Source organism: Mesorhizobium sp. AA22 (genome assembly GCF_001672375.2).
In the GTDB taxonomy this organism is placed as follows: domain Bacteria; phylum Pseudomonadota; class Alphaproteobacteria; order Rhizobiales; family Rhizobiaceae; genus Mesorhizobium; species Mesorhizobium wenxiniae.
The window spans coordinates 2699284-2718535 of the sequence record NZ_CP048406.1 but is presented as its reverse complement, the minus strand read 5'-3'; the positions used below and the strand labels follow the sequence as shown (position 1 = coordinate 2718535).

General features: G+C 62.9%; 19 protein-coding genes. 11 read left to right on the top strand and 8 right to left on the bottom strand.

Annotated features, from left to right (window positions below; all coding sequences use genetic code 11):
* Nucleotides 1-12: 12 nt before the first annotated feature.
* Both A9K68_RS13285 and A9K68_RS13280 read right to left on the bottom strand, forming a co-directional pair.
* Entirely contained in the window at nucleotides 13-606 is a 594-nt protein-coding gene (locus A9K68_RS13285; RefSeq protein ID WP_065009308.1) for a DJ-1/PfpI family protein, read from the bottom strand.
* A 174-nt stretch (nucleotides 607-780) separates the two neighbouring features.
* Complete coding sequence (locus tag A9K68_RS13280) at nucleotides 781-1482, bottom strand: GntR family transcriptional regulator (RefSeq protein WP_065009307.1); 702 nt, start codon at nucleotides 1480-1482, stop codon at nucleotides 781-783.
* Nucleotides 1483-1621: 139 nt separating this feature from the next.
* On the opposite strand from A9K68_RS13280, the gene A9K68_RS13275 reads away from it, so the two are divergent.
* The 3 genes from A9K68_RS13275 to A9K68_RS13265 are packed head-to-tail and all read left to right on the top strand — an operon-like array spanning nucleotide 1622 to nucleotide 5190.
* A complete protein-coding gene (locus A9K68_RS13275; RefSeq protein WP_065009306.1) occupies nucleotides 1622-2848 on the top strand; it encodes an iron-containing alcohol dehydrogenase in 1227 nt (408 codons plus the stop codon).
* 18 nt (nucleotides 2849-2866) lie between these two features.
* Nucleotides 2867-4354 carry an NAD-dependent succinate-semialdehyde dehydrogenase gene (locus tag A9K68_RS13270; protein WP_065009305.1) on the top strand — a complete coding sequence of 496 codons (1488 nt, stop codon included), beginning with the start codon at nucleotides 2867-2869 and terminating at the stop codon, nucleotides 4352-4354.
* Between the two features lie 11 nt (nucleotides 4355-4365).
* Complete coding sequence (locus A9K68_RS13265) at nucleotides 4366-5190, top strand: alpha/beta hydrolase (protein ID WP_065009304.1); 825 nt, start codon at nucleotides 4366-4368, stop codon at nucleotides 5188-5190.
* Nucleotides 5191-5255: 65 nt separating this feature from the next.
* Here the strand turns inward: A9K68_RS13265 and A9K68_RS13260 are convergent, their stop codons facing one another.
* The 5 genes from A9K68_RS13260 to A9K68_RS13240 all read right to left on the bottom strand — a co-directional run bounded on the left by A9K68_RS13260 (nucleotide 5256) and on the right by A9K68_RS13240 (nucleotide 10176).
* A complete protein-coding gene (locus A9K68_RS13260; RefSeq protein ID WP_065009303.1) occupies nucleotides 5256-6065 on the bottom strand; it encodes a formylmethanofuran dehydrogenase subunit C in 810 nt (269 codons plus the stop codon).
* Nucleotides 6062-6970 carry a formylmethanofuran--tetrahydromethanopterin N-formyltransferase gene (gene fhcD / locus A9K68_RS13255; RefSeq protein WP_065009302.1) on the bottom strand — a complete coding sequence of 303 codons (909 nt, stop codon included), beginning with the start codon at nucleotides 6968-6970 and terminating at the stop codon, nucleotides 6062-6064. The genes A9K68_RS13260 and fhcD overlap by 4 nt, the downstream gene beginning before the upstream one ends.
* Nucleotides 6958-8589 carry a formylmethanofuran dehydrogenase subunit A gene (locus A9K68_RS13250; protein WP_065009301.1) on the bottom strand — a complete coding sequence of 544 codons (1632 nt, stop codon included), beginning with the start codon at nucleotides 8587-8589 and terminating at the stop codon, nucleotides 6958-6960. Before A9K68_RS13250 ends, fhcD begins: the two co-directional genes overlap by 13 nt.
* Nucleotides 8583-9677: a tungsten formylmethanofuran dehydrogenase gene (locus A9K68_RS13245; RefSeq protein WP_065009300.1), complete on the bottom strand. Its 1095-nt coding sequence runs from the start codon at nucleotides 9675-9677 to the stop codon at nucleotides 8583-8585. The genes A9K68_RS13250 and A9K68_RS13245 overlap by 7 nt, the downstream gene beginning before the upstream one ends.
* 118 nt (nucleotides 9678-9795) lie before the next feature.
* A complete protein-coding gene (locus tag A9K68_RS13240) occupies nucleotides 9796-10176 on the bottom strand; it encodes a 4a-hydroxytetrahydrobiopterin dehydratase (protein WP_065009299.1) in 381 nt (126 codons plus the stop codon).
* Nucleotides 10177-10332: 156 nt separating this feature from the next.
* Between A9K68_RS13240 and A9K68_RS13235 the strand changes: the two genes are divergently transcribed.
* The 7 genes from A9K68_RS13235 to fae all read left to right on the top strand — a co-directional run bounded on the left by A9K68_RS13235 (nucleotide 10333) and on the right by fae (nucleotide 16865).
* On the top strand, nucleotides 10333-11301 hold the full coding sequence (locus A9K68_RS13235) for a beta-ribofuranosylaminobenzene 5'-phosphate synthase family protein (protein WP_065009298.1): 969 nt from the start codon (nucleotides 10333-10335) through the stop codon (nucleotides 11299-11301).
* Nucleotides 11302-11342: 41 nt separating this feature from the next.
* Nucleotides 11343-12236 carry an NAD(P)-dependent methylenetetrahydromethanopterin dehydrogenase gene (locus A9K68_RS13230; RefSeq protein WP_065009297.1) on the top strand — a complete coding sequence of 298 codons (894 nt, stop codon included), beginning with the start codon at nucleotides 11343-11345 and terminating at the stop codon, nucleotides 12234-12236.
* Complete coding sequence (locus tag A9K68_RS13225; protein WP_246811362.1) at nucleotides 12214-13344, top strand: ATP-grasp domain-containing protein; 1131 nt, start codon at nucleotides 12214-12216, stop codon at nucleotides 13342-13344. The genes A9K68_RS13230 and A9K68_RS13225 overlap by 23 nt, the downstream gene beginning before the upstream one ends.
* On the top strand, nucleotides 13341-14297 hold the full coding sequence (mch, locus tag A9K68_RS13220; RefSeq protein WP_082982482.1) for a methenyltetrahydromethanopterin cyclohydrolase: 957 nt from the start codon (nucleotides 13341-13343) through the stop codon (nucleotides 14295-14297). Before A9K68_RS13225 ends, mch begins: the two co-directional genes overlap by 4 nt.
* A gap of 85 nt (nucleotides 14298-14382) precedes the next feature.
* Nucleotides 14383-15339, top strand: a complete 957-nt coding sequence (locus A9K68_RS13215; protein ID WP_065009295.1) for a RimK family alpha-L-glutamate ligase — start codon at nucleotides 14383-14385, stop codon at nucleotides 15337-15339.
* Nucleotides 15336-16190 (top strand): triphosphoribosyl-dephospho-CoA synthase, encoded by an 855-nt coding sequence (locus tag A9K68_RS13210; protein WP_348640720.1) that lies wholly within the window; start codon nucleotides 15336-15338, stop codon nucleotides 16188-16190. Before A9K68_RS13215 ends, A9K68_RS13210 begins: the two co-directional genes overlap by 4 nt.
* A 168-nt stretch (nucleotides 16191-16358) precedes the next feature.
* Entirely contained in the window at nucleotides 16359-16865 is a 507-nt protein-coding gene (gene fae / locus A9K68_RS13205; protein WP_029350398.1) for a formaldehyde-activating enzyme, read from the top strand.
* Between the two features lie 245 nt (nucleotides 16866-17110).
* Here fae and A9K68_RS13200 read toward each other — a convergent pair whose 3' ends face one another.
* Nucleotides 17111-17809, bottom strand: coding sequence for a HisA/HisF-related TIM barrel protein (locus A9K68_RS13200; RefSeq protein ID WP_082982481.1), 699 nt, complete (start codon nucleotides 17807-17809; stop codon nucleotides 17111-17113).
* Between the two features lie 56 nt (nucleotides 17810-17865).
* Here A9K68_RS13200 and A9K68_RS13195 point away from each other — a divergent pair, with 56 nt between their 5' ends.
* On the top strand, nucleotides 17866-18900 hold the full coding sequence (locus tag A9K68_RS13195; RefSeq protein WP_065009292.1) for a hydantoinase/oxoprolinase family protein: 1035 nt from the start codon (nucleotides 17866-17868) through the stop codon (nucleotides 18898-18900).
* Nucleotides 18901-19252 lie beyond the last annotated feature (352 nt).

Genomic DNA, 19252 nt, shown 5'->3' with positions numbered 1-19252 from the left:
GGGCCGATTGACTCAGTTGTGGCGGATTTCCGTTCCCAGCACCTTCAGGCACTCGCGGATGAACGCGGCAAGTGCGGTCCAGCCCTTTGCCGAGACCATCGTTCCGTCGACATAGGCCTCAGTCGGGGACAGGTCGATATAGGTTCCGCCGGCGAGGGTCACTTCCGGCTCGCAGGCAGCCAGCGCACCTACTTTCTTGCCACGCACGACGCCGTCGACCGCGATCAGGATCTGGACGCCATGGCAGATCGTAAAGATCGGCTTCTTGTTTTCGTGGAAATGGCGGACTATCGCCTGCACGCGCTTATCCGTGCGGATGTACTCGGGGCCACGACCGCCCGCGCAATACACGGCATGATATTGGTCGAGCTGTTTTTCCGCCTCCGAAAAGGTCTTGTTCATCAAAGCATAGTGGCCGGGTTTTTCGGTGTAGGTTTGGTCACCTTCGAAATCGTGAAGCGACGTCTTGATCAGGTCTCCAGCGTTCTTGTCAGGACAGACAACGTGGACGATGTGGCCGACAGCCTCCATCGCCTGCTGATAGACGAAGATCTCGTATTCTTCTGTAAACTCACCGGTCAACATCAGTATTTTCTTGCCTGGCATGGTCGGTTTCCTCGTTTTGTGGATGGAAGTTCGGCGGGCATTGCACTCGCCCGGCGGCGCGGGTCTCGGAAAAGGGGATTCGGGATGTCCCGGGCGTTTACCTGCATGATCGACGATGCATCCAGCTTGACGGCGGCGCTCCCGATGTGGACGGTGACGGACATCGTGACAGTCTCAATCGAACGCTAGCAGCAAACGATCACGAGAATGCTCGATATGACGGCGCATTGCCTGTTCCGCCGCGGCGGGATCGGAGGCAGCGAAGGCGGCCAGGATGGCCTCATGCTCGTCGAGAGCTTCCTCGGTAACGCGTGAATGGAACATCAGGCGGAAGATGTGGAAGTGCGTGTGCTGGAATGCGAGAGTCTCGCGCACGAGATCATTGTTGGCAAATTCCATGATCCTGTCGTGGAAAATGGCGTCCTGCCGCGCGAAGTTTGAGTAACGCAGGCGTTCATCCTTGCCTTCGCGGCGCGCCATGCCCCCTGCGGACTCTTGAAGCACCGCAAGTTTCGCCTCATCCATCAATGCGGCTGCTTTGGCCGCCCCATGCGGCTCGAGCAGCAGGCGAAGCTCATAAAGTTCGTCAAATCGGCGCTTGGTTATCTGCGGCGCCGCGCGGTAGCCGATCAAATGTGTCTTCAGCACAAGGCCTTCGCCTTCGAGGCGGCCAAGCGCTTCACGGATTGGCGTGTGGGATACATCGAGTTCCTTGACCAGACTGTCGACGGTGATCCGGGAGCCAGGCGCGATCTTTAGTGACATGAGTTGCGCGAAGATCGCTTCATACACGTCCTCCACCAGGCTGTTGGATCGCTGGATGCGTCCGCTAGCGGGGTCGGCTTCTCGGGCATTGCTTAAGTTCATGGCCTGCATCTTTGCCTCTTGACAGGATCACTGGCTAACACGATGCTTTGCTCAATACAATCCTATATCATATACGATTTAATACAGGATTTAGGGCCGAGCTCGGCGAGCTTTCGCTTTCCACTCCCAACATCATCGAGGGACGAACATGAGCCTCTTCGCTGCCGTAAGGCTCCCGCGTGAGATCCTCTTCGGGAAGGGCCAGCGCCATGTCATTCCAACCGTTGCAGCCAGGCTGGGCCGTCGCGCTCTTGTCTGTACGGACGAGCGCTTTGCCGCAACTGTCGCCTTCGCAGAGATCATGGAGGCGCTCGAGCGCGCATCGATCGATGTGCTGGTGCACGACCGTGTGCTGCCCGATGTGCCACGAGACACGGTTGCCGTCTGCGTAGAGATGGCGCGAGAGTTTGCGCCGGACATGGTGATCGGCATCGGAGGTGGCAGTTGTCTCGATATGGCCAAATGCGCCGCGTTGCTCATCAGTCACGGCGGCCTGCTCGAGGACTACTACGGCGAGTTCAAGGTGCCTGGTCCGACGCTGCCGTTGATCGCGGTGCCAACGACAGCCGGCACCGGTTCGGAAGTGACACCTGTCGCGGTGATCTCCGATCCGGATCGCACCATGAAAGTAGGCATCTCCAGCCCGCATCTGATTGCGGCAGCCGCCATATGCGACCCGGAACTGACGATGACATGCCCCCCGGGACTGACGGCGATCGCGGGCGCAGACGCGCTGACACATGCGATCGAGGCTTTTACCGCCGTCAGGCGCGGAACTGACCCCAACCTGCCGCAACAGCATGTCTTCATCGGCAAGAGCGCGCTGACCGATCATTTTGCGCTGCTCGCGATCAAGCTGCTTGGCCGCAGTCTCGAGAAGGCATACCGCGACCCCACCGACGAGGACGCTCGGGCCGAAGTGATGATGGGTGCGCTTGCAGCCGGCTGCGCGTTCGGTACGGCCGGAACTGCGGCGGCGCACGCGGTGCAATATCCGATCGGAGCCGTTACTCACACCGCGCATGGGCTGGGTGTCGCCACCATGTTGCCGTATGTCATGAAGTACAACCGGGTCGCCGCGGCCGCCGAGATGACCGAGATCGGCCTTGCCCTTGGTCTCGACGGGAGGGACCGGAGTACCGGTGAGATGGCCGACGCGGCGATCGACGAGATCGGCCGGCTGTTTGGAGCGATCGGGATCACGCCTACGCTGGCCAAGCTCGGACTTCCCGCCGACAAGCTCGATTGGACGGCCGAACAGGCGCTCGGCATTGACCGTCTCATCAAGAACAATCCGCGTCCATTCGATCTGGCAGCCATGCGGGGCCTGATCCAGGCTGCCTATGATGGCGACCTCGCCACCTACGTCGTGTGAGCAATAGAGGAGCAGGCCATGAACATATCTCATCAGGTGCTGGAGGACGAGCAGGACACTGCCGACTTCCATAGATTTTCCCACGGCTTGTATATCGGTGGCCAATGGAGGCAATCCGCCGACAGCAGGGAAATCCAGGTCGTGGACCCTTCCACCGAGGCAGTGATCGCCGCCGTTCCCGATGCGACGATCGAAGATGCCGCGGCCGCCGTGGAGGCTGCGGCCAAGGCCGCCGATGGCTGGCGCACAACGGCACCCCGCAAGCGTTCCGAAATCCTCAGAAATTGCTTCGAGCTGATGACGCAACGTTCCGAGACGCTCGCAACCCTGATCTCGCTGGAAAACGGCAAGGCACTCAGGGACGCGCGTGGCGAGATCGCCTATGCTGCGGAATTCTTTCGCTGGAATGCCGAGGAAGCCGTTCGCATCACCGGTGAATTCGGAATGGCGCCTTCCGGCACGAACCGGATCGTGGTCGACTACGAGCCCATCGGCATCTGCATCCTTGTCACACCCTGGAACTTCCCTGCCGCCATGGCGACGCGCAAGATCGCGCCCGCCTTGGCTGCCGGATGCACCGTAATTTTGAAGCCAGCCAGCGAGACCCCGCTCACGGCCTACGCGCTTGCCGCGCTCTACCAGGAAGCAGGCGTTCCGCCAGGTGTGGTGAACGTTCTGACAACCTCCAATCCCGGCCCTGTGACGGCCGCGCTGCTGGCCGATCCGCGGGTGCGGAAACTCTCCTTTACCGGCTCGACAGGTGTAGGGCGCGTTCTGCTGGCCGAGGCCGCAAAGCACGTGGTTTCGTGTTCGATGGAACTTGGCGGCAATGCGCCATTCCTTGTGTTCGATGACGCGGACCTTGACGCGGCGGTCGATGGGGCGATGGTGGCGAAGATGCGCAACGCCGGCGAAGCTTGCACGGCTGCAAACCGCATCTATGTCCAGTCCGGCGTTTACGATGCCTTTGGCGAATGCCTCGCCAGGCGGATGTCGGCACTCAAGATCGGCGCTGGTACGGACGCAGCCACGGAGTGCGGGCCGATGATCACCAGGAAGGCCGTCGACAAGATCGACCGTCTGGTCAACGATGCTGTCGCCCGTGGCGCGCGGGTGCTGTGCGGGGGCAAGGCAGGCTTGGGAACGGGATACTATTATCCCCCGACCGTGCTCTGCGACGTCCCGGCCGAGGCGGAGATGGCGCACGAGGAAATTTTTGGGCCGGTGGCGCCGATCTCGAGATTCGAAACGGAAGCCGAAATCATCGCGCGCGCCAACGACACCGAATACGGTCTTGCCGCCTACATCTACACGCGCGATCTTGCGCGTGGAATGCGGGTGGCATCCAAGATCGAAGCCGGGATGATCGCTCTCAACCGCGGCTTGATGTCCGATCCGGCAGCACCCTTCGGCGGCGTGAAGCAGAGCGGCCTTGGCCGCGAGGGCGGCCAGCATCACGGCATTGCCGAGTTCATGGAGGCGAAATACCTCGCCATCAGCATCTGAGCGGAGGAAGAGTGCAAAGCGATCCGTTTCGCATCCGCGACCACGTCGCGGATTTTGACAAAATCGTGCAGGACATCGTTCACCGCAGCGAGGCCGTTCGCGCAACCATTCCAATGACAGCCGACGTTGCCTATGGGCCGGATCAGACCGAAACCATCGACCTGTTCTTTCCCTCGGGCAAAAGAAGCGGCTTGCCGGTGCACATGTTTATCCATGGCGGCTACTGGAGAATGTTCTCCAAGCGCGACTACTCATACGTGGCGACGACGATTACCCAGGCCGGTGCGATTGCCGCCATCGTCGACTATGCTCTGATGCCCAAGGTCAGAATGGCTACGATCGTCGACCAGGTGCGCCGCGCCAAGCAGTGGGTTCTGGCCCATATCGCCGACCACGGCGGAAACCCGGCAGAGCTGACTGTCAGCGGCCATTCGGCTGGAGCACATCTTTCTACGTTTCTGTTCAACAGCGAGAATACCCCATCGGATGTGCGGGCAGTCCTTCTGCTCGGCGGGCTCTACGATTTGAAACCGCTCCAGAACTCCTTTCTCGCCAACGAGATTGGAATCACCGATGAGGAAGTCGCCATGTTTACACCTCTTGCCTATCGGCATGATCCTCAAACCAGGGCGACGGTTCTGGTCGGAGCCAATGAGACGCCGCCTTTCCATCAGCAAGCAGATCGATTCAAAGAGAACCTGCTGCAGCAGGGTTCGCCGGCAACGTCGCTTGTTCTCACGAACCGCAACCACATGGACAGTGTCAGAGATCTCGGCATGCCCCAGAGCCAGGCGGGTGATTGCCTGACGAAACTGATTGCCAACGACCGCCGCTAACCCTCCCAGCAGACATGCCGGCCATCACCACGGCGGCTTAACCGCAATGCCGTCTGCTGAACGCCTCAGCGAGGGAAAAGAACCTCACCCATTCCAAGCACCGCGTTGTCACCGCCATATTTCTGCGGCGCCTTGCCCAGAAGCGGCCGTTTCAAAAAACCCTCGGCGATCAGATGGCGATCGACGATGGCGGCGAAGACACTCTCTGGCGCGCCGCATTCGACGAAGCTCGGCGACAGGCTTTTCGGCGCGCGATCGAGAAGGATCGAACCGCGACGCATCAGATAGCCGGGCATCTCGCCGGTGCCGCCGGCCACCACCAGCGTGCCGGCGATCATGCGGCTGCCGGCATGGTCGCCTGAGCCTTTCAGCACCGCGATCAGGCCGCGCCGCATGCGGTCGGCGGAAAAAGCGCCGGCTTTCCCCCTGACGATCAGCACGCCGCCATTCATGCCGGCCAGTTCCCCGGCGAGCGGCGCCCCAAGGTGATCACCGGCGTTGCCTGTTATTTCAAGCCTGCCGCCGCGCATGCCGGAGCCGGCATGCGGACCGGCATTGCCTTCGACCGTGAGTTTGCCGCCGCGCATCGCACGCCCGGCCTGGGCGCCGGCATTACCGACGACGCGAACCGAACCGCCCCGCATGCCCTCCGCCACGCGGTCGAGGCGCGCGCTTCCACCTTCGAACACGATGTCCAGCGGATCGTTGCCGGCGACGCGAAAGATATCGCCGACCTTCGATCCATGCTTCGACATGCCGATCTGGACTTTTTCGATATCGCGCCTTTCCATCCCGGCAAGCCGCTCCGGCGTCAGCGGCGACAGGTCAAGGCGCTCGGGCGGCTCGGCGACAAGGGTGAAGGTCAGCGCCTTCATGGCAGCATATCCTTCAGCGAATAGATGAACTTGCCGAGCTTGCCGCCGTAATTGCCGGCGCTTATGCGAACCGCGCCTCGCTTCGGCCCAAGCTCGATGACGGCCTTGATGCCGGCCTTCATCGCGGCGGCAACGGCTTCGTTGGTCTCGCCGTCGATGACGATTTCCAGGACGGCGTTGATGTCGGGCCCGAGCTCACTCCTGACAACACCGCGCAGTGTCGGCGCGTAGGCTTCGTTGGCCGAGGCGATCATGCCCTTGTATTTACCACCGATCTTGGAGCCCGAACGGGCGATGCCGCCCGGAAACGGCACAATCGCGCCGGGCACCAGGCCTATCGCGGCAACGGCGGCCTCGGCAGCAACCAAGGCCTTGGCGCTGCTTTCAGCCATGACAAAGAAATTGCCGCCGCCGACGGCACCCTTCGTCAGCCCGGTCGTTGCTTCGCACAGGAATTCGCCATCCATGACGGGAACGCGCCAAAAATGCCTGCCGCCGATTTTCTTGGAGATCTGCCAGCCGTCGCCGAAATAGCGCAGCGCCGAACCGAGCTTCAACTCGGCGCTGCCCTCCAGTCCGGCGAAGCAGGCCGAACCCGGCGAGGTCAAGACACACTGGCCGACGCGATTGAGCAGTTGTTTCTGCAGCTCGTCTGTTCCCATCGCGAAAATCATCACGCGGCAGCCGGGCCGGCCATCCGGTGTGGCCGATGGCGGCAGTTCGACATCGATTGCCGCTTCGCAGCCGCAGCCGATCACCGAGGTGGCAAAGCCGGTCATCGTGATCGCCGCCTGGCGCGCCCATTTCCGGTTCGGCGCGGTGATGATGATGGCGGTCGCGCGCATGCCGAAGGCCTCGGCAAAGGTATCGTCGATCGTTATGCCATGTACGCTCACATTCGGCATGCAACCTCGCCGAACGGCTGTTCGCGCGCTATCGCGGAATCCGGGAAATTGAACCAGTCCAGCGACAGGCCGTAACGCTGCTGGTGATAGTCCTCCAGCCGCCGCACCATCGCCTTGTCCGGCGACGGATTGAGCCTGAGCGCCTTGCCCCAGCGGTAATGGGTGATCTCCCCATCTTGCACGACGAGAGCGCCATCCTTGAAGACATACGCCGCCTGCCCCAACATTTTCGCAATACTCTCGTCCCTGCGGTAGACAGCGATGTCGGCTGTGACGCCGACGCCGAGATGGCCCCGATCCGTCAGCCCGAGCAGCTTGGCTGGGGCCGCGCGCGTCATGATGGCAATTTCCTCGAACGTGTATTCACGGTCGATTGCGGCCAGGGTGGACAGCGCCATGGCGGATTTTGGAAATTCGGCAATCATTTCGGCGCGCGCTTCCCGGCTCATCAGCAGCTCGAACAGAGCCGGGTAGACGGTAAAGGGCGCGCCATTGGGATGATCGGTGGTGAAGAAGACACGCCACGGATCGTCGATCAGGAGAAAAAGCTCGAGCCCGATCGCCCACTGCATCGTGCCATAGAAATCCTTGCCATAGCTGTAGGGCACGATGCCGCCGCCATTGCCGTCCCCATCATGAATGACGGATTTCTTCGGCTGCGCACTGCCACGCGCCGAAAACTGCCGCATGACGTCGGAGGAGACAGTGACCGTCTGGCCGAACATCACCTGGCCGATATCGATGGTGACTTCCGGCGTCGCGTTGACCAGTTCGGCAAGACGCGCCGCGGCCGAGGAAAACCTGCGCTTGCCTTCGGTGCCGTAGCCGTAGAACTGGAGATGCGCGAGGTGCAGCGGCAGTCCTTCCGCCGCCGCGATCGTCGCGGCCGCCGTATCCGCCGATCCGGGGCTGCCCAGATTGTTGCAATGGACATGCAGAGGATGCGGGACGCCGAGACTGTCGACGGCCGCCTGCAGCGTTTTGACGATCTTGCGCGAGCTGACGCCATAGGAAGGCACGACGTCGTCCAGCGAGAAGGTGCGGACGTTTTCCTTGAAGGCGGCCGCCGCACCGGCGTTGATCACCTTGACCCCAAGCGCCCGCGTCGAGGCAACCGTCCAGGCGACATAGTCTTCGATCATCTTTGAGGGGGCGTCGTCGCGGATCATCGACAGCAGGAAATCGTCGTTGCCGAGAATGGCGAGCGTCGCCTTGTCGATGATCGGGATGTCGGCCAGTTCGAGGTGGGTGTGAAGTGCGGCTCCCGGCGACATCGCCGGCTCGACGACCGTCGTGAAACCCATTTTGGCGTAGAGGCAGCCGGTCTGGAAGGTCGACCAGCCCGCGTTGGAGAGCGGCGTCGTCGCCGGCCGCGCCTGATGCGCGGCATGCTGCTCGGGCAACAGCAGCCGTGCCGTATTCACGTTGCCGCCGCCGATGTGGGAATGGATGTCGATGGCGCCCGCCATCACGATGCAGCCGGCAGCGTCGATGGTCCGGTCAGCAGCGCCCCCCGCCGGCGCGGCAACGATCTTGTCGTCCCTGATCCAGAGGTCGCCCTTGCCGAGACGGCCGTTGACCGGATCGATGATGTCGCCGCCCGAGATTTTCGTCAGCATGGCAACGCGGCCTCGGCGGAGACATGACTGGCGACCAGGCGGATAACAGTTGCAGCGGAGGGCAGTTCCGACGCCGCTCGCGCATCGACCGACCTTAGCGAACCGGTGCGGCTGGAATAGACCACCGCCTCGTGATCGACGCCCGCTTCGCCAATGGCGATGGTGACTGCAGCACCCGCGATCGGCTCCTGCGTTTTCGCCAGCACAATCAGCGCCATGCGGTTCTTTTTCTTCTGCGGCTGGACAATTGAGGAAGAGATCCGCAGGTGCAGGTCGGCTTCGCCGGCAGCGATCATGCGCGCGACATCGTAACGCCAGGGGTCTAATTCCGGGAAGCCGCGCGCAAAGCCGGTGCGCAACGGAAAACCCGTCATCCAGGTCGAGGCGAGCGCGCTTCCCCAGCCGTTTTCGTTCGCCGGCAGATGAAGGCCGGATGCGCGTGACTTGCGGTTGAGATCGGCGATCAGTCCTTGCAGCATCTCCAGCGCCAGCCCTTCGGTTGCGTCGCCTGAAAACAGGAAGACGGGAAAATGCGCAGCCTCCAGGGCTTTGCCGAAATCGTCGAAATTCGAGACCGGTTGCGATGTCCGACACCCCCTGCACTGCGCCCTCAGCGCCGCCAGCGTCGCGCCGAGGCTTGCCTCGCCGCAGGAAAGGAGCGTCGCCGTCCGCCCGTTGTTCAGCGGCGGAGCAGACGCCCCTTTCGATCCGACCAGAAAGATTTCGCGTTGATTCTTGGCCGAGAGATCGGGAACCGTCTCAGCAAGCTCGCCGACAAATTCATGATGGATTTGCGGGAGTTCGCCCACAATCACCACGACATCGGCGCGCCGGCGCGTCTCGCCGGGCGCGACGGTCATCGCGCCCTTGTCGGTAAAAAGCGCGGTCTCCCGCGAAAGTGCCGCGCCATCGGCGGCATGATCGTATGCCGCGCCAACCCGCTCAGCCAGCGCGATCGCCGCCCTGGTGCCGTGTATATCCGTATCCAAGCTGAAAACCGGGCACCGGCTCGACCCCAACAGCGCGGCGGCATGTGCCGCCGCGCGCTCGACCAGCGTTTCCCGGTTGCCGATCCAAGCAACCGCCATCCACTACGCTACTTTCTGGTGCCGGCCCGATCCTAGACGAAACTGGATTGGCCGTGAACCCCGCCTGCCAGCAGATGAGCGAATGTTTTCATACGCCATCAACAAATTCCGATCGCGCTTAATCATATTTGATGTAAGCGAAGCGCTGATCCGTCGGCGGAGTGCCGTCCAGCGCCCCGCCTTCCCTGGCCGGCTGCCACTGGACGACCTCCTCGATCTTTTTGGCCAGCTCGAAGTCTTTGTCGGTGATCCCCTTCGCTGCGTGGTTCATCAGGCGCACCTCGACCCAGGCATAGGAGGCGGTGATGTCGGGATGGTGCCACGCCGCCTCGGCGAGATGGCCGACCGTGTTGATGACCATAAGTGTCGATTTCCAGCTGTGGGTCTTGTACTTGCGCCGGATCCAGCCGTTCTCGTACCGCCATTTCGGCAGCTCCTTCTCGAGCCGGTCAGCAATCTCGGCTTCCGAATAGACCTTCTCCTTAGCTGTCTCGCTCATCTCGATCTCCGCGAACTGCCCGGTCTGTCATGCCGGGGCCAAAACAGATAAAACGAATGCACTCTCTCCGGCTTGCCCCTTCGACGAAAACAGCTATCATGGTGACGGGCACCTAAACTTCCATGATGCGTCTATGATGCACCCATCGGGGGGTAGATGTCGAATTCTGTTACCATACGAGTGCCCGCCCGCCTGCACCTCGGCTTCCTCGATCTCAATGGCGATTCCGGCCGCCGCTTTGGCAGCGTCGGGCTACCATTAAGCGAACCCGAAACCGTCGTCACCCTGTCGCGGTCCAGCGAGACCATCGTCGAAGGCACCGAAAGCCGTCGCGCCGGCGAGCATTTGTCGACGCTCTGCAGCCATCTCGGCATTCGCGGCCAGCACCGACTGGTGGTCGAACAGTCGATCCCGAGCCATGCCGGCCTGGGCTCCGGCACGCAGATCGCCCTTGCCGTCGCCTCGGCGCTGCGCACGCTCCACAAATTACCTCTCGATATCGGCGGCGACGCGACCCTGCTCGAGCGCGGCGGCCGATCCGGCATCGGCATCGCCAGTTTCGAACGCGGTGGTGTCATTGTCGACGCCGGCAAGGACGACAGCGGCAGGCCGCCGCCGGTCGTGGCGCGCCTGCCGTTTCCGGAAGAGTGGCGCGTCCTCCTGATCCTCGACCACGGCGGCCATGGACTGCATGGCGATGCCGAGATCGCGGCGTTTCGTTCGCTGCAACCCTTCCCGGCGTCCGGCAGCGGCGAGATCTGCCGGCGGGTGCTGATGGGCATTATGCCGGCTTTGATCGAGCACGACCTTCCAGCCTTCGGCGCCGCCGTCGCCGCGATCCAAATGCTGATCGGCACCCATTTTGCCCCGGCGCAAGGCGGCGTGTTCACCTCCAAGCGGGTCGAGAGGGTGGCCCACGGTCTCAATGAAGCAGGCGCCGTCGGCATCGGCCAAAGCTCGTGGGGACCAACAGGATTTGCCTTCGCCCCATCGCAAGACGCCGCAGTCAGCTTCGTCAGCGCGGTTCAGCAGACAGTTGAAGACAGCATCGAGATCAGGATCGTCAAGGGCAGGAATTCCGGCGCGAAGATCAGTTCGACCAAACTTGATCTCGTCGGCAGCTGACGGCCCGGCAACACGATCAGGTTCAAGAGGAAAGGCGAGAAATGGCCCGCAAACATATCCTGCACATGCTGACGCCGTTGAAGCATATGAGCCCTTTCGACGTGAACATGGCTCTCGATGCAGGTTTCGACGCCGTCGTCCCCTATGTCGGTGTAAGCCTGGGCGAGGTGACAGGCCTCGTTCAGGACGCGATCTTCTCGCGCCCGCCCGATGCGGGCGTTGATACCGGCATCTTTATCGCCGGCAAGGACGCCTCGCTGGCGCTCGACATGTTCGACGCAGCGCGAAAGGCGATGGTGCCGCCTTTCCAGGTTTCGGTATTCGCCGATCCGGCCGGCTCGTTCACCACGGCCGCGGCGATGGTGGCCAAGGTCGAAAAAGCGCTGGAGAAGAAATTCGAGCGCGGGCTGAGGGACACGAGGATCGCTGTTTTCGGCGCCACCGGCGTCGTCGGCTTCTGCACTGCCGTCATCGCCGCCGGGGAAGGCGCGGGGGTGACGCTTGTCGGGCATGACGGCATCGAAAGGGTGAAGGAGATCGCGGCCGAGATCAAAAGCCGTTTCAACATCGCCGTGGATGCGGCTGACGGGTCGAGCGAGGCCCGCAAGACGAAGCTGGTCGAGGCGAGCGAGGTGATCCTGGCGTGCGCCAAGGCTGGCGTCCAGGTGGTTTCGAAAGCCCAGTTGAAAGGCAATGGTCTGCTTATTGCCGCCGACGTCAATGCGGTTCCGCCGGCCGGCATCGAAGGCGTGGCCGTCAATGCCAATGGCGATCCGCTCGAAGCGGCAAAAGCTGTCGGCATTGGTCCGCTTGCCATCGGCAACGTGAAATACAAGGTCGAATTCGGCCTCTTCAAAAGAATGATCGAAGCCGAAAAAACCATCACGCTGGATTTCCAGGAAGCATTTTCCCTTGCACGCGAAACCGCCAAATAATGCCGGATCTCTCCTGATCGCGGCGATTTCAGGCCGGGCGCTGGCTGCCGCTGCGCGTCGCGCCGGCTATCGTCCGCTGGTCGCCGATTTCTTTTGCGACACGGACACGGTCGCGCTTGCCGAACGCGCGACGATGCTGCCGGGCGACCTACAGGGCGGCATCGACGGCGCGCGCATCATTGAGACGCTTCGGCAATTGGCAGGAGACGACCAGCCGGTCGCCATCGTCCTGGGTGCTGGCTTCGAGCGGATGACGGAGACCGTAGACGAGGTCGCGCGCCATTTTCCGCTCGCCGGCAATAGCGGTGAGGCGATCCGCAGGATCAAGGACCCGCAATTGCTGGCCGCCGATTGCGCCGAGCTCGGCATTCCGCATCCGCAATTCCGATGGGACCGACCGCCTGATCCGGAGAACTGGGTGGTCAAGACCGCGGGCGGCGCCGGCGGCACGCATATCAGACGGGCCGCCGGAGAAGCCCCGGCCACCGGCCGTTATTTCCAGCATTTCGTTCCCGGCCGCAGCATCTCGGCCCTCTTCGTCGGCGACGGCCAAACCGCTGATATCGTCGGCTTCAGCCAACAATGGGCGTCCCCCGCCCCGGCAGCGCCCTATCGCTATGGCGGCGCCGTGCGGTTGAGACGCTTCGATCGCAAGCAGGCGGCAATCATCCGCGGCTGGCTTTCAGGTCTGGTGCGCCGCGCCGGCCTGGTTGGATTGTGCAGCGCCGATCTCATTCGCGGACCGGATGGCTACAAGCTCATCGAGATCAATCCGAGGCCAGGCGCCACGCTCGACATTTTCGACGATGCCGACGCGCCTCTGATCGAAGCGCATCTGCGCGCCGCGACAGGCAGGGCCTGCCGGCTGCCGCGCTTCGTCGATTCGATGGCATCGATGGTGACCTACGCCGCGACGCCGATCGCCCGGTTTCCATCGGTTGCCTGGCCTGAATGGACTGCCGACCATCAGTCGCCTGGCACCCGCCTGATCGCCGGCGATCCTGTCTGCACCATCTTCGCGCGCGGTCCGAGCGCCGATTTGACCAGGCGGCTCATCAAGGAACAAGCCAGCCGATTGCAACACCAATGGGAAGGAGACCGGACATGAAAGATGGTTCGGCGTTCCTGAATGACAATGCGCAGCGCATCATCGACGGCATGATCGGCGACGCCGAACGCCTGCGTATCGCCGTTTCCACCGGGCCATTGGGCGAGTGCCTGATCGATGCCGGCGCCAAAGCCGCTGGCGGCGTCGAGGCCGGGCTGCGCATGGCGGAAGCCGCGATGGGGGGTCTCGGCAGCGTTTCGCTCTGTATGGACCGCGCGTCGCAGAAATGGCCGCTCACCGTCGAAGTGCGGTCCTCGCAGCCGGTGCTTGCCTGCCTGGGCAGCCAGTATGCGGGCTGGAACCTGTCGAGCCAGGATTATTTCGCCATGGGATCCGGCCCGGCGCGGGCGCTCGCCCGCGTCGAACCGCTGTTCGAAGCTCTTTCCTATCGCGACACCGCCTCATCCGCCGTGCTTATCCTGGAGACGGCCGAACCGCCGCCCCAGGCGATTGTCGAGAAGGTCGGCAAGGCAACCGGACTGGCAACCGAAAAGCTCACCTTCCTCTACGCGCCGACACAAAGCCTTGCGGGCGGCGTGCAGATCGTTGCGCGCGCGCTCGAGGTTGCCTTGCACAAGACCAACGATCTCAAGTTTCCGCTGGAGAACGTCGTCGACGGCATCGGAACGGCGCCTATCCCCGCCCCCCATCCGGATTTCCTGACCGCCATGGGCAGAACCAACGACGCCATCATCTATGGCGGCAGCGTCCAGCTCTTCGTAAAGGGCTCGTCGAAAGACGCCAGGGAGCTCGCCGAGCAACTGCCGAGCCGCGCCTCGCGGGACCACGGCCACCCCTTCGCCGAGGTCTTCAAGCGGTTCAATGGCGATTTCTATGCCATCGATCCGCTGCTGTTCAGCCCGGCCGAAGTGATCGTCACGGCGATCGAAACCGGCGATACGTTTCGCGCCGGCGAGCGTGATCTGCAGATGCTCGAACGGAGCCTCGGTTAGACCATGGCTCTGCAATGGATTCCTCGTTCATCCGCCTGCCGGGCCGCCCGCTCGCGCCTTCGATATCCGGTATCCGAGGCGTGACATGATCCCCCGCATCCTGATCGTCAGCGACGTCTCGGACGCCCGCGCCAAGGGCCTGGCGGCAAGGCTGGACCGGCGCGGCGCGGTGGTCGCAACCGTGCCGCTGGCGGCGATCGCGTTCGATACCGGCAGCCCGAGCGGACTGTCGATCCCCGGCTTCGACGGCGCGCTGCCCGACGCCGTGCTGGTCCGTTCGATCGCCGCCGGATCGTTCGAAGCGGTCACCCGGCGCCTCGGCGTGCTGCACGCATTCGGCAAGCTTTCCATTCCGGTATGGAATTCCGCACAGGCGATAGAACGCTGCGTCGACAAGTCGATGACGACCTTCCTCCTGAAGAATGCCGGCCTGCCGACGCCGCCGACAACAGCGGTCGAGGGACGTGCCATGGCCGAAACGATCGCCGAACGCGAACTGCCGTTCACGCCGCTGGTGCTGAAGCCGCTTTTCGGCGCGCAGGGCCGCGGCATCAGGCTGATCGAAACACTGTCCGATCTCCCCGCCGAGGACGAGGTGAACGGCGTCTATTATCTCCAGCACTATGTGCCGCGTCCCGGCCCGCCTTTCCGCGATTTTCGCGTTTTCGTTTGCGCCGGCGAAGTCCTGGCGATGATGAGCCGCCGTGGCGACGACTGGATCACCAACGTCAATCGCGGGGCGGTTCCCGAGCAGGTCTCGGGGCAGGTTTCGGTGCATGCGGAAACCGAACTGGCGGCGCTGGCAAGAGCCGCCGCCGCCGCTATCGGCGCTGATTTCGCCGGTGTCGACATCGTACCGGCGGCCGACGGCAAGCTGTTCGTGCTGGAGGTCAACAGCATGCCCGCCTGGTCCGGGCTCCAATCGGTCGTCGCGGTGAACATCGCCGATGCGATTGCCGACGCCCTGCTGAAATTCCTGGCCGATCGTACCGAGGCGGCGGCAGCGCGACCCTCCCGCCTCACTGCGCCGGCGAATTCGTGACCGACGGCATGGCGCTTTCGCGAGAACGCCTCCGGGCTGCCTATAAGGACGCCTGCCGGATGGAGATCGAGGCGCTCAAACCCGGCAACGTCCATCTATTCGCCGACGGACACGGCATGTCCGCCGCCCAATTCATGACGAGCGCAGAGGTCTCGTCCGCGCCGCTGACCGATCCTCGCCTGCCGGTCGGACAGCGCATGCTGGAAGCGGTCCGCGCGACACGTCTGGCGGTCGCGACCAACACCAATCTCGGTATCATCCTTCTGGCAGGGCCTCTGCTATGCGCCGCCCAAATGACCGGCGGCGCACTACATGACAATCTCGACGCGGTGCTGCGCGCGATGAGCATGGACGATACCAGGGCGGTGTTCGAGGCGATCGTCGCGGCCGCGCCGGGCGGGCTTGGCGAGGCCGCGAACGATGTGCGGCAGGAGCCGAAGGTTCATCTGCTCGAAGCCATGCGGGAGGCGGCCGACCGTGACATGATCGCCCGCCAGTATGTTACCGGTTTCGACGAAGTGTTCGGCGTCGGGCTTGCGGCTCTGGACGCGGCGTTGGCACGCGGCGAAGGCGGCATGTGGCCGACGGTGTTCGCCTACATGGCGTTTCTTGCCGGCTTTCCAGACAGCCATGTGGTGCGCAAGCATGGCGCTGAAGCCGCAGATCAGGCGCGGCAAGAAGCCCTTGCCGTTGAAGCGGCGCTGCATGCCGACGACGACGAGGCATCACGCATTCGTCTGCTCATGGAACTCGACCGCCGGCTGAAGGCGAACAACGTCAATCCCGGCACCTCGGCCGACCTGACCGTGGCTACTCTTTTAGTCCACACTCTCGGCGTTCAGCTTGCATAATCGCAACGTTGGTGGTTGACTTTCGGGAGCGGAAGCTGGGCTTCCGCGGCTATCCAGCCAACCGGTCCGGATCTCCGGGCGCTGCCAACAAGGATAGCTGTCCATCGAGCGCTCGCTCGGTTTGCGGCGTCTTTGGACACCATAACTGTGTCTTGGAGGAGAATTGGCATGGCAAAGATCTCGAAAGTAATGGTCGGTGAATCGCTGGTAGGAGACGGCAACGAAGTGGCGCATGTCGACCTGCTCATCGGCCCACGGGGGAGCGCAGTCGAAACAGCATTTTGCAACGCGCTGACCAACAACAAGGACGGTTTCACCTCCCTTTTGGCGGTCATCGCGCCCAATCTTCAGTGCAAGCCCAACACCGTGATGTTCAACAAGGTCACGATCAAGGGCGCCAAGCAGGCCGTGCAGATGTTCGGCCCGGCCCAGCATGCGGTCGCCAAGGCAGTGCAGGATGCCGTCGCCGAGGACATCATTCCCGCCAATGAGGCGGACGATCTGTTCATCTGCGTCGGCGTTTTCATCCATTGGGACGCCGCCGACGACGCCAAGATCCAGAAGTACAATTACGAAGCGACGAAGGAAGCCATCCAGCGCGCGGTCTCGGGAACGCCGACGGCCGCCGAGGCCACTGCCAAGCGGGATCAGGTGAAGCATCCGTTCGCGGCTTAGACAAGAGACAGCCCCGCACAGACAAAACCCTCCGCAGAGCCGGATGGTCTGTTGCGCCGCCTGAAAAAGCTTCTGGGCCTTTAGAGCTCGGACCCAAAACTGCCCTCGGGCCTGACCGAGGGTGGGACTTGTTTTGGGAAATCCGATGCTCCAGCAAAGAGAAAGAGCGGCGGGACAATCGACTTGACGGCCCGCCGCTCTGCAAGGCTCGGGTTTCCGAGGCCGAAGTCGAGGCCACGCGAATATCAGGTGCCAAGCGTTGCGAGGTGCCCCGGCGTGAGCGTGCCGTCATGCAGCGAGGTCGCAACCAGCGCCGCGGCGATACCGAGCGACGAAAGGGCGCGAATGTCAGCCGCGTGGCGCACCCCGCCGGCTGCGATGACGGAGCGGCTTCCAGCCTTCGCCTTGATCGCCTTGAGCCGCGTGAAATCGGGACCGGAGGCGGAACCGACCCGGGCCAATGTCATGACGATCAGCTTTTGCGGCCAAAGCGCCGGCTCGTCGAGAAACGATGCCGGACCGCGAAACCCGTCGTCGAAGAAATCCAGCGACAGGATAAGCTCCGGATGATCGCAAAAACGCCGCAACAGCGCGTCGTCCTGCTGCGATTCGGATCCCAGCACCGGGCAAAGCCAGGGTTCGGCAAGTGCCGCCGAAAGTGTTTTCTCGTCGGCGAAGCCGGCATCGACCCAAAGCTCCGGCGGCTCCGCCATCGCCTTCAGCCGGGCAAGCGCGGCACTGTTTGGCGTTCCGCCTTTGATGGCATCGAGATCGGCGATATAGAAGGTCGGAAAAGGATAAAGCCGGCGCAGGCCCTCAGTGACCGCGACGACATCGGAAGTTTGGCTGAGCGGCGTGACGATCGGCCTGTAGCGATCGCGTTTTCCTTGCTCGGCGCGGACCACCTCGCCGCCTTTCAGGTCAAGAACCGGAATGATACGCAACGCTGTTTTTCTCGCTGACCAACTGCCCCTGACCAACTGTGATGAAAGCTTGAACTGTGGAAAAAAGAAAGAGCATCGTTGCCGGCTTCGATATTGGCGGCGCGCATCTGAAGGTGACTCGTGCGCAAGACGGCCGCATCGTCGAGGCAGTCACGATCGCCACGCCGCTCTGGCAAGGGCTCCATACCCTGACCTTGGCATTCGAGGAAACGGCTCCGATCTATACCGGCGCCGACCTCAACGCATTCACCATGACCGGCGAACTGGCGGACGTCTTTCCGTCCCGCGATGCCGGCGTCGCGGCTCTTCTGGATGAGATTTCAGCGCGGGTCCCAGGCGAAAAGTTGATCTATGCCGGTCCGTCCGGCTTTGTCGGGGCCGAGCAGGCAGCACGGCTGAGCGCCGATGTCGCGTCCGCCAACTGGCATGCGACAGCGTCGTTGGTGGCGACACTCGCCGGCGATGCCCTGTTCGTCGACATGGGCTCCACTACCACCGATATCATCGCCATCAAAAATGGCGCCGTCGCCAATGACGGCTACACCGATGCCGGACGGCTGCTGAGCGGCGAACTGGTCTATACCGGCTTCACCAGGACGTTCCTGTTCGGTGTGGCCTCGTCGGCCCCCGTCCGCGGCCGGCTGACACCGCTGATGAACGAGTATTTCGCCTCGATCGCCGACGCACACCGAATCCTGGGGGTGCTCGACGAAAAGGACGACAGGCACGCTTCCGCCGATGGCAAGGAAAAAACCGTCGACGGTTCGATCGCGCGGCTGGCGCGCATGATCGGGCGCGACGCGGCCGAGTTGACACCGCCGGAATGGCGTGAAGTCGCACGCTGGTTTAGCGAACAGCAGTTGCGCAAGATCCACGACGCAGCATCCCTGGTTGCCGGATCCCTGGCTTGGGATGTGCCGATCGTCGGCGCCGGAACCGGCCGCTGGCAGATCAGGCGGCTGGCCGAACGCATGGAACGCCGCTTCGTCGATTTCGCCGAGATCATCCCCGCAGATGACGCCGTTCGCGGCGAAGCCAGCAGCGTGGCGCCTGCGTCAGCGGTGGCGCTGCTGGCGGGATCGCAATCGTAGGTGCTATATCATGGCCATCCCATCCGTCGGATCGATGAGGTACCGCCCTGGAATTGGCCCGGCTTGAAAGATCTCAACCCGTACCAGCGCATCCAAAATCGGATCGCAACAGGGTGGAAACCCGACGTTCGGCACCCGCTCGGCGCATGTCCGGTTCGCGCCCAATCTCGGCCGTAGAGAATGCCTTTGCCACCGCCTGAAAGCGGACGATAGGGGCGACCACGCTGGAGGTCGCGGTTGCGGACTAAGCAGACGAAGAATGGAGCCCGGCGCCCCTGCAATGGGCGCCGGCCTCACCACACTCGAACTCCGAAAATCTCCGAAACGTGTTGCGGCCGAGCGCTACAAGAGC